Here is a 9,772-nt window from a genome sequence, read left to right as displayed (position 1 = left end):
GCATGTGTTAAGCACGCCGCCAGCGTTCATCCTGAGCCAGGATCAAACTCTCCGTGGAAAAGGTCACAGGGCAAGCCCTGTGATACACGAAGGTTGGATCTGCTCGATCCGGAGTGACCCACCTGCACCGGGTAAAGGAGACCCGGGCGGTTTGGGTCGGTGTCCGCCGGTTTGGTCCTTTGACCGACCCTCTCGGCAAGACGGGGTAATGTGGTCCGCTTTGCGGACCTTACTGGCTTCATCACAGTATCCGGTTTTCAAGGTTCAGGCGCAGCGAGGCGTTACCTTACCGGTCGATCCCCTCGCTGTCAATCGCTTCTCAGAGCAGTTCCCGGAGCTTGCGCGTCTGTCGCACGTACCCTCCGGACAATCAAAACGCCCCCGTCTTCGCGGAGGCGTCAAGTCGGCGGCCGAGACGCCACCTTCGGTAGCTGACCCGCCCTATCCGATTGACTCCATCCTGGTGCCGTTTATCAAGATCGCTCCAGTCCAACACTGGCCCGGTCGAAGCGGCAACGGGTAGGATACCACCCACCCCGGAGGCATGCAAACACCACGTTGTTCGACCTGCTGGCCGCGTCGGCCGGCCGGGGCGGAAATGGATGATACCCCGGGGGAGCGCGTCCTAAACACTCCTCGGCCACCCCCCGCCGGACAGGGCGTCGCATCCTATCACGCGCGACGCCGGTGTCAACCCTCGCCGGAGACCCCCCGCCGGTCGCGGGCCCGTCGCGACCCGCTGCGGCGGACCCCGTGAGCACGCGCCGTGCCAGGTCCGGACGGCACCGAGACGGTGTCCGCTACGTCTCGGACCGCGGCAAGACCAGCCTCGCCCAATGCCGGCGCCCGACCTGAAGGACGCCGACGAAGGCCGCCCGGTCGCCCCCGTACATGGTCACGGGCCTCCCGTCTATCCTCACGCCACCCTGGTCGATCAGCCGGCGCGACTCCGAGCGTGAGGTGGCGAATCCGAGATCCTCGAGCACCTTGGGCAGGTAGACCGTCTCTTCGGCGAGCACGTGACTCCGCATCTCCTCGGGTGCCTCGTGACGCTTGAAGACGCGGTCGAACGCCTCCTCTGCGGAGTCGGCAGCCTTCTGGCCGTGATACAGGGCCACTATCTCGCGCGCGAGGCGGCGCTTCACCTCGCCGGGGTGCGCCTCGCCGGAGACCAGAGCGGCCTCGATCGCGTCGACCTCGCCCACGGGAACCGATGTCGCGAGCCGGAAGTACTTGACCGTGAGCTCGTCGGGTATCGACATCACCTTGCCGAACATGTCGTCGGGCTCGTCCGTGAGGCCGATGTAGTTGCCGTAGGTCTTGCTCATCTTCTGGACGCCGTCGGTGCCCTCGAGCAGAGGCAATGTCAGGCAGACCTGCGGCTCGAGACCGAGCTTCTCCATCAGCTCTCGTCCGGCCAGCAGGTTGAACAGCTGGTCGGTCCCTCCGATCTCCACGTCCGCGCGTACGGCCACCGAGTCGTACGCCTGCGCGACAGGGTAGAGGAACTCGTGCAGCGAGATGCCCACTCCCTCGCGATAGCGCTTCTGGAAGTCGTCACGTTCGAGGATGCGCGCGATGGTGAACCGGCTGGTGAGCCGCAGCACGTCCGCGAAGCCCAGCGGGGAGAGCCACTCGGAGTTGCGCCGCATCTCGGTCGCGTCGGGATCCAGTATCCGGAAGGCCTGTTCGATGTAGGTCTGCGCGTTGACCTCGATCTCCTCGCCCGTCAGTGCCGGCCGGGTCGTGTTGCGGCCCGAGGGGTCACCGATGAGCGCCGTGAAGTCGCCGATGATGAGCACGACCTTGTGGCCGAGGTCCTGGAACTGGCGCAGCTTGCGCAGCGGCACCGCATGACCGAGATGCAGATCCGGCGCGGTCGGGTCCACGCCGAGCTTCGCGACGAGCTGCCGCCCGCTCCGAAGCTTCTCGAGGAGTGCGTCGGCCGGTGCGACACCCGCCGCTCCACTGCGGATGACGTGCATCTGGTCTTGGGCGCGTCCCACCGTACCGGCTGCCTTCCCCGCACGCCGCCTCCGTGTTCGCGCAGGCGCTCCGGCACGGCGGACGCGTGACGAGGCGGTGACGAGGCGGGAGTGCCTTGGCTGGCTCGACGTTCGCACGTCATACTAGCATGAAGGTTTGCCCCGCCCGGCCGGTCATCCGGCCCTCGAGAGGGCCTCGGATCGCCGAAAGAGCGAGGAGCGCATGGACCATTCCGGCAGGAGCGGCCGCGGCGAGCGGCGCACACCGAAGCCGCGACCGCGGCCCAAGCCTCGACCGAGGAGCGGGTCGGCCGACGGCCCCGCTCCCTCTCCCTCTCCTCGGGACCGCGCCCCCTCCGCGGGCGGGCAGCCGACGCGGGCGATACCCCGGGTGAGCGCGCCGCCGACGACGTCCTCCGGAAGGCCCGCGTCCGGGCGGAGACCTGGCCCGCAAGGGGGGGTGCCGAGCGGAAGCGCCTGGCGGAGGAGGCCGGCGGGCCGCCTGAAGCGCGCCCTGAAGGTCGCCGCGCTGCTCGCGCTGATCACGACGGTCGCGCTGGGCGTCACAGCCGCGGCCGTCTACGCCCACATCTCCAAGTCGCTCCCGGATCCCGCCGGCCACATGAAGGGGCGCGACCAGACCTCGGTCATCAAGGACCGTGACGGCCGCACGCTCGTCGAACTGTTCGCCGAGCAGAACCGCACGGACGTCCCGCTCACCGAGATGCCCATCGAGCTGCGCCGCGCCGTCATATCCACGGAGGACAAGCGCTTCTACGAGCACAAGGGCGTCGATCCGTGGGGTATCGCGCGCGCCGTTCTCGTCGACATCCGCACCGGCTCGAAGGTCCAGGGCGGCTCGACCATCACGCAGCAGTTCGTGAAGCAGGCGTTCGTCACGCCCGAGAAGACCGTGAAGCGCAAGGTCATGGAGGGCATGCTCGCCTACCAGGTGGAGAAGCGCTACACCAAGGACGAGATCCTCGAGCTCTACCTCAACACCATCTACTTCGGCCACGGAGCGTACGGCGTGCAAGCGGCCTCGCAAGTCTACTTCGGCAAGCATGTCGGCGACCTCACGCTTCCGGAGTCGGCCGTGCTGGCCGGCGTGATCAAGGCCCCGGCCAGGTTCTCGCCCTACCTGGACGAGAAGGCGGCCGAGAGGCGCCGCGCCACCGTGCTTTCGCAGATGGTCGCCGAGAACTACGTCGACCGCGAGTCGTACGCCGAGGCGCTCGCTGCCGAGCTCGAGCTCAAGGGTCTCGACAGGGCCAAGGCGCGCGCGCCGTACTTCGTCGAGTACGTGAAGTCCCTCCTCGTCGAGGAGTTCGGAGCGGACGCCGTCTACCGCGGCGGGATCACCGTGAAGACGACCCTGGACCTCAAGATCCAGGAGGCGGCGGAGCGCGCCGTGCGCGAGACACTGAACCGCAAGGGCGACCCGTCGGCATCGCTCGTGGCGATAGACCCGGCCTCCGGCGAGATCGTGGCGATGGTCGGCGGGAGGGACTTCGGCACGCAGCAGTACAACGTCGCCGTGCAGGGCCGGCGACAGCCGGGTTCCGCATTCAAGCCGTTCGTGCTGGTCACAGCCCTACAGCAGGGCATCTCACCCGAGGCCACCTTCGAGAGCGGTCCGGTCAGGCTCACCGTAGCCGGCAGCGATCCCTGGAAGGTCACCGGCGCGGGCGGTGGGCGGCGAGGGCCGATGCGGTTGCGCGAAGCCACAGAGCGATCGGTCAACTCTGTCTTCGCCCAGCTCATCATGGCCGTAGGTCCCGAGAAGGTGGTCGAGACGGCCCGCAAGATGGGGATCCGCGAGGAGATGACGCCCGTGCCCGCCATCGCCTTGGGCGGCCACGAGCAGGGAGTCTCGCCCCTTGCCATGGCTTCCGCGTACGGCACACTGGCCAACGAGGGCGTCCACGTCCGCGCCCACGGGATCCGCGAGGTGCGCGACGCCACCGGAGAGGTCCTCATGAAGGCCGAGCGCAAGAAGAGCAGGGCCCTCGACCCGGAGATCGCGGCCCTGACCACGGACATCCTCAAGGGTGTCGTCACCTCTGGAACCGGCAAGGCGGCGGCGATAGGCCGGCCCGTCGCCGGCAAGACGGGTACCACGCAGGAGTACCGCGACGCGTGGTTCGTCGGCTACACCCCGCAGCTCGCCACGGCGGTGTGGGTGGGCTACCCCGAGGAGCAGCGCGAGATGACCAACGTGCACGGGATCAAGGTCACCGGCGGCTCCTTCCCCGCCCGCATCTGGGCGAGCTTCATGCGCTCGGCGCTCGGCGGCGAGCCCGCCAAGGACTTCGCGAAGCCCGAGGGGCTCAAGACGGTGTCCGTCTGCACTCTGAGCGGGTTGCGCGCCGGAGAGTACTGCGAGGAGACGCGCAAGGCCCTCTTCCTGGCCGAGGCCGTGCCCGACGCCTGCGACGTGCACACCGCCCCCGTCCGGATCGGGATCCCGAACCTCGTCGGCATGACCAAGCAGGCTGCGATCGCGGCGCTCAAGAAGCTGATGTTGCTGGTCAAGGTCGTCGAGCGCGATGTGGCGGGAGTCGCGGCGGGCATCGTGGCGGAACAATCGCCCAAGCCAGGCAGTACCGGGACCACCGAGACGGTCGTCACGATCGTGGTGTCGACGGGGGGCGGGAACGACAGGCCGCCGGTCGCGAGGATGACGGTCACGCCCGAAGCGCCCTCGGCCGGCGAGGAGGTGGCGTTCGACGGCTCCGGCTCGACGGACGACAAGGAGGTCGTCAAGTGGGTCTGGGAGTTCGGCGACGGCACGAAGGCCGAAGGCGTCGAGGTGACCCATCGGTACGCGACCCCGGGCACCTATGACGTGGTGCTCTGGGTCACGGACGACCGCGGCCAGGTCGGCACCGCCAGGCTGTCGGTCACCGTCCGGTAGACGGCCGACGTCGCCGTCTCGCAGGCACGCGCGCACGGCTCGATCTCCGGCTAGCGGACGCCTCGGTAGAAGTGGCCCGAGGTCCCCGTGGCGCCCAGTGGCCCGTCGGGCAGCGGAACTCCGGCGAGTGCGGCCTCCATCCGCCCGACGAAGGCGGCCGTGAGCACGGCGGCCTCTTCCGGGGCCTCCGTCCGGAAGTCCAGGCGCAGCGCGGCGACGCCCGCGGAGACCAGCTCGGGCAGGGCCCGCGCCAGGTCCAACGGGACCGAGTTGTACAGGTGGGAGCGACCCGACGTGTCGGTCGTGACCGGGAACTCGAAGCCCTTCCGGTCGCGCAGCCGCCATCGCGTGGCCCTTCGGGCGCAGCGCACGCACCCCTCTGCGCACGGTCCGCTGGCCTGCAGGGCACAGTGCTCCGCGACCATGAGCTCGACTCGGCCGTAAGCGAGGACCCCGACGGGCACCGGCGAGGCGGAGGCGACGCCCGCCATGCGGCGTCCCGAGAGCTCGGGCGAGAGCCAGACCCGCGACGCGCCCATCTCGGCGAGCGCCTCCACCGTCGATGCGTTCAGCGCGTTCAGCGGCCAATCCGCCTCCACGGTCGCGCCGGCGGCAGCGGCCAGCGACAGCGAACCAAGGTCTGCAGCCGCCACCGTCCCCCCCTCGCGCACCCAGGCGGAGACGCGCTCGCGCTCGACGTCGTGGACGACGCGCGGCAGCAGGGGCGCGACTAGCGGAGGCAGCCGCACGGGCCGCAGGCACGAGGTGACGTCGAGCAGCGCCCGGTCCGCGCCGGCCTGCAGTGCCGCCTCGAGCGTGCCTAGCTCCCCTGCCACCGCGACGACCTGCGGCCGCCCGGCCCGACCCCCGCCTCGCCGCTTCGGGGATGGCACGGACGGCGCCTCCGAGCGCGCGACGCTCCGTCTCCATGGCGCCAGGAGTCGTCCCTCGAGCCGCTCGAGCGCCTCGCGCCGCGCGGCGTGCAGCGCCGAGTAGCCCATGCCGACAGCAGCGTCCAGCTCCAGGTCCCACGAGCCGGGTCGCCAGTCGGTGCCGCCGAGGCGGCCGACGTGCTCCATCACCTCGCCGGCGGTGATCGGCTTGGTCCGAGCGCGCTCCACGATCGGACCCTCCCCTCTCCCCGCCGCCTCGCCGGACCGAGCCTCGACCAGCAGCGTGGAGCCCTCGCGCAGACGGACCCGGAAGGCGACCTCCAGCGGCCGGAGCTGCTCGCGACCGGCCCGGAACGTCCGGCGCGCAGCCGAGAGCAGGGAGGCGTTCGCGACGCGGAAGACGCGGTCGCCGGCGGCGGTAGGCCCCTGGATCGCTACCGTCACCAGCGATCCCGCCGGTGCGACCGCCACCGCGGTCGAACCGAGCCGCATCGGCCCGAGCTTCTGGGCGAAGCGCCCCTCTCGCGTCCAGAACTCCACGACGTCGTCGGACTCGGCCGCTCTCTCCAAGGCGACGGTCGCACCCGCTGCCTCCGCGGAGGACACCCGGCCGAGCGGCACGCCGCGGTTGTTCGGACGCGAGCGGCTCATCATCCGCTCGTCACGGACGCCGGTGAGGTACCCTTGCGTGAAGCCGCGGCTGAAGGCCTCCTCGAGCGCCTCCCACTCCGCCGCCGTGACCTCGAACCCCTCCGGGTCGGCGACGGCACGATCGATGGCGGCACGGTACACGCCGGTGACCAGCGCCACGTACTCCGGGCTCTTCATCCGGCCCTCGATCTTCAGCGCGGACACCCCGGTGGCGACCAGCGAGGGCAGGACCGAGATGCCGGCCAGGTCCTTGGGACTGAGCAGGTAGCGTCCTCCCCGGGACGCCGCGCGCCCCGCCTCGTCGATCAGCTCGTAGGGCAGGCGGCAGGGCTGCGCGCACATCCCGCGGTTCGCCGACCGCCCTCCGATGGCCGAGGAGAGCAGGCAGGCGCCGGAGTAGCAGTAGCACAAGCTGCCGTGCACGAAGCTCTCGACCTCGACGCCGCCTTCGTCCACGAAGTGGTCGATCTCGGCCAGCGACGTCTCGCGCGCGAGCGTGACCCGAGCGGCACCGAGGCGGGCGAGTTGGCGGACCGAAGCGAGGCTGTGCGCGTTCACCTGCGTGGACGCGTGGAGGCGGACGTCGGGTGCCCGTCCCCGCAGTGCGCGCATGAGTCCGACGTCCTGCACGATCACGGCGTCGACCCCCACCTCCCACGCCGACATGACAGTCTCGATCGCGTCCGGGATCTCGTCGTCGTGAACGAGCACGTTCGCCGTCAGGTATACCTTCGCTCCCCGCAGGTGCGCGTAGCGGCAGCCTTCGGCCAACGCGGATGGGGTGAAGTTCTCGGCGCCAAGGCGCGCGTTCAGCGTGCCGAGGCCGCAATAGACCGCGTCGGCACCGTTGTTGACCGCCGCGAGCAGCGCCTCCGGTCCGCCGGCCGGCGCGAGGAGCTCGGGTCGCTGGTTCGCACGGAGGCTCACGGGGTATCTCCTCGTCTCGGCGGACCATCCGCCGGAAAACGTTACGTCTCCGCCACGAGGCGCGGTCCCGAGTGGCGCGCCGTGGCGGCGATGGGGCACAATACAGCCTGGTTACGAAGGGAGCGCGATGTCAAGCAGGCGCGCCCGCCACCGGCACAAGCGCGGCGGCAACAGGGGTCTCAAGATCCTCCTCAAGTCCTTCCTCCTGCTGACGGTCCTCGCCGTGCTCTTCACCGGGGCCGGCACCCTGACCGCCTACGCCTTCGTCCGGTCATGGCTGAAGGACCTGCCCGACATCTCTTCCCCCGATGCGTTCAAGGTCCCGATGCCCACACGGATCTACTCGTCGGACGGCGAGTTGATCGCGCGGCTGTACCTCGAGAACCGCTCCGTCGTGAAGTACTCGCAGATCTCGACGGACCTGCCGAACGCCCTCGTCGCCGTGGAGGACGAGCGCTTCTACGAGCACCGGGGCATCGACCTCATCGGCATCCTCCGCGCCGCCGCCATCGACATCGCCGCCGGAAGCGTCAAGGAGGGCGCCTCCACCATCACCCAGCAGTACATCCGCAACACGGTCCTGCAGGAGGAGCGGACCGACATCACGCCGGCTCGCAAGGTCCGCGAGATGTACCTGGCGAGCGAACTGGAGAAGCGCAAGTCCAAGCAGGACATCCTAGAGCTCTACCTGAACGCGGTGTACTTCGGCGAGGGGGCCTACGGAGCCGAAGCCGCGGCGCGCACGTACTTCTCGAAGCGCGCGAGCCAGCTCACGCTGCCCGAAGCCGCGCTCCTCGCGGGGTTGCCGCAGTCGCCGGGGAAGCTCAGTCCCTTCGAGAACCCGGAAGGGTCGCTGAAGCGCCGCAACCAGGTGCTCGCCCGCATGCTCAAGAACGGCTACATCGACCAGGCGCGCTACGAGGAGGCCGTCGCGACGCCGGTGAAGCTGAAGAAGACCGAGGAGCCCGCCCAGGGGATCCACAGCGCGCACTACTTCGTCGCGCACGTCAAGAAGCTGCTCCAGCAGAAGTACTCGGCCGCGGTCGTGTTCAAGGGCGGGCTCAAGGTGTACACCACGATCGACACGCGGCAGCAGCGTTACGCCGAAGAGGCCGTGAAGCGGGGGCTGGGGCAGAAGGGCGACCCCGATTGCGCCCTGGTCTCGATCGATCCGCGTGACGGCCACATCAAGGCGATGGTGGGCGGCAACGACTACGGGAAGAACAAGTTCAACCTCGCCACCCAGGGCAAGCGCCAGCCGGGCTCGTCGTTCAAGACGTTCGTCCTCGTCGCGGCCCTCGAAGAGGGGTTCTCGCCCAACACCTACGTGAACTCGTCCTCACCCGCGGTCATCCCGACCGGCCGCTACAGCCCTCCCTGGCAGGTCTCCAACTCGGAGGGTAGAGGGCAAGGCATGGTGACGCTTGCCAAGGGGACGCAATCCTCGATCAACACCGTCTTCGCCCGGATGATCAAGGAGGTGGGCGCCAAGAAGGTGTCTCAGACGGCCAAGCGTATGGGGATCACGACGGAGGTCCCGCACTACCTCTCCATCGCGCTCGGCAGCCAGAACGTCACCCCGCTCGAGATGGCTTCGGCGTACGGGACGCTCGCGACCGGCGGGATCCACCATAACCCGCTGGCCATAACCAAGGTCGTCGACGCCGAGAACGAGACCATCTACAAGGCCAAGCCCAAGGGCAAGCGCGCGCTGGACAAGGAGATCGCGTACGCGGCCACGAAGATCCTCAAGGGCGTCATCACCAACGGCACGGGGCGCAGGGCCCAGATCGGGAGGCCGGTGGCCGGCAAGACCGGCACCAGCCAGAACTACCGCGACGCATGGTTCGTCGGCTATACGCCGCAACTGGTGACGTCGGTGTGGGTGGGCTACTACGAGTCCGAACGCCCGATGCGGTCCATCCGCGGAGTGCGCGGCTTCGGTGGCACGCTGGCGGCCCCCATCTGGGCCGACTACATGTCCAAGGCGCTCAAGGGCGTCGAGCCGCTGGATTTCGAGTCTGCGCCCTCCCCGAAGTACGGCAAGAAGAAGGCCATCGGGGGCAAGGCGCCGTCCGAGGGCGACGAGGACGACGGCGACGAGAAGCAGTCGCAGCCGTCTCAGCCTGCTCCGAAGAAGAAGGCGCCGAGCGGGGGGGACACCGGCGGGAACGACCAGCCTGCGCCCGGCCAGCCCAAGCCGCCTCCCCCTCCGCCTCCCCCGCCACCCGAACCGCCGCCGGAACCGCCGCCGGAACCGCCGGCGAGCGGCGGCAATCAGGAGGCGAAACCGCCGCCCAAGCAGGAGCAGCAGGCGCCGCCCAAGCAGGAGCAGCAGGCGCCGCCGTCCGAGGACGGACGCTGACGGGCCGCTGAGAGCACCCGTATCGGGCCTCCTC

At 69.5% G+C, this 9,772-nt stretch carries 4 protein-coding genes and 1 rRNA gene; 2 read left to right on the top strand and 3 right to left on the bottom strand.

What is annotated here, in order from left to right:
• Both IBX62_07590 and IBX62_07585 read right to left on the bottom strand, forming a co-directional pair.
• Positions 1-61, bottom strand: a 16S ribosomal RNA gene (locus IBX62_07590); the annotation flags it as partial.
• Positions 62-800: 739 nt separating this feature from the next.
• Positions 801-1,985 (bottom strand): tyrosine--tRNA ligase, encoded by a 1,185-nt coding sequence (locus IBX62_07585; protein ID MBE0476940.1) that lies wholly within the window; start codon positions 1,983-1,985, stop codon positions 801-803.
• Positions 1,986-2,445: 460 nt separating this feature from the next.
• Here IBX62_07585 and IBX62_07580 point away from each other — a divergent pair, with 460 nt between their 5' ends.
• The gene (locus IBX62_07580) at positions 2,446-4,902 is read left to right on the top strand and encodes a PBP1A family penicillin-binding protein (protein ID MBE0476939.1); all 2,457 of its coding nucleotides are present in this window, start codon (positions 2,446-2,448) and stop codon (positions 4,900-4,902) included.
• Between the two features lie 50 nt (positions 4,903-4,952).
• Here IBX62_07580 and IBX62_07575 read toward each other — a convergent pair whose 3' ends face one another.
• Entirely contained in the window at positions 4,953-7,373 is a 2,421-nt protein-coding gene (locus IBX62_07575; GenBank protein MBE0476938.1) for a U32 family peptidase, read from the bottom strand.
• A gap of 127 nt (positions 7,374-7,500) precedes the next feature.
• Between IBX62_07575 and IBX62_07570 the strand changes: the two genes are divergently transcribed.
• On the top strand, positions 7,501-9,738 hold the full coding sequence (locus IBX62_07570) for a PBP1A family penicillin-binding protein (protein ID MBE0476937.1): 2,238 nt from the start codon (positions 7,501-7,503) through the stop codon (positions 9,736-9,738).
• The last annotated feature ends 34 nt before the right edge of the window (positions 9,739-9,772 follow it).

The organism is Coriobacteriia bacterium (assembly GCA_014859305.1).
Lineage (GTDB): Bacteria > Actinomycetota > Coriobacteriia > Anaerosomatales > Kmv31 > Kmv31.
Note: the sequence above shows the minus strand (reverse complement) of the source record. Positions and strands in the feature narration are given on the sequence as shown.

Bases quoted from the DNA above. Each gene is read 5' to 3' on its own strand.
- IBX62_07585 (MBE0476940.1), bottom strand. From the start codon at position 1,985: ATGCACGTCATCCGCAGTGGAGCGGCGGGTGTCGCACCGGCCGACGCA.
- IBX62_07570 (MBE0476937.1), top strand. From the start codon at position 7,501: ATGTCAAGCAGGCGCGCCCGCCACCGGCACAAGCGCGGCGGCAACAGG.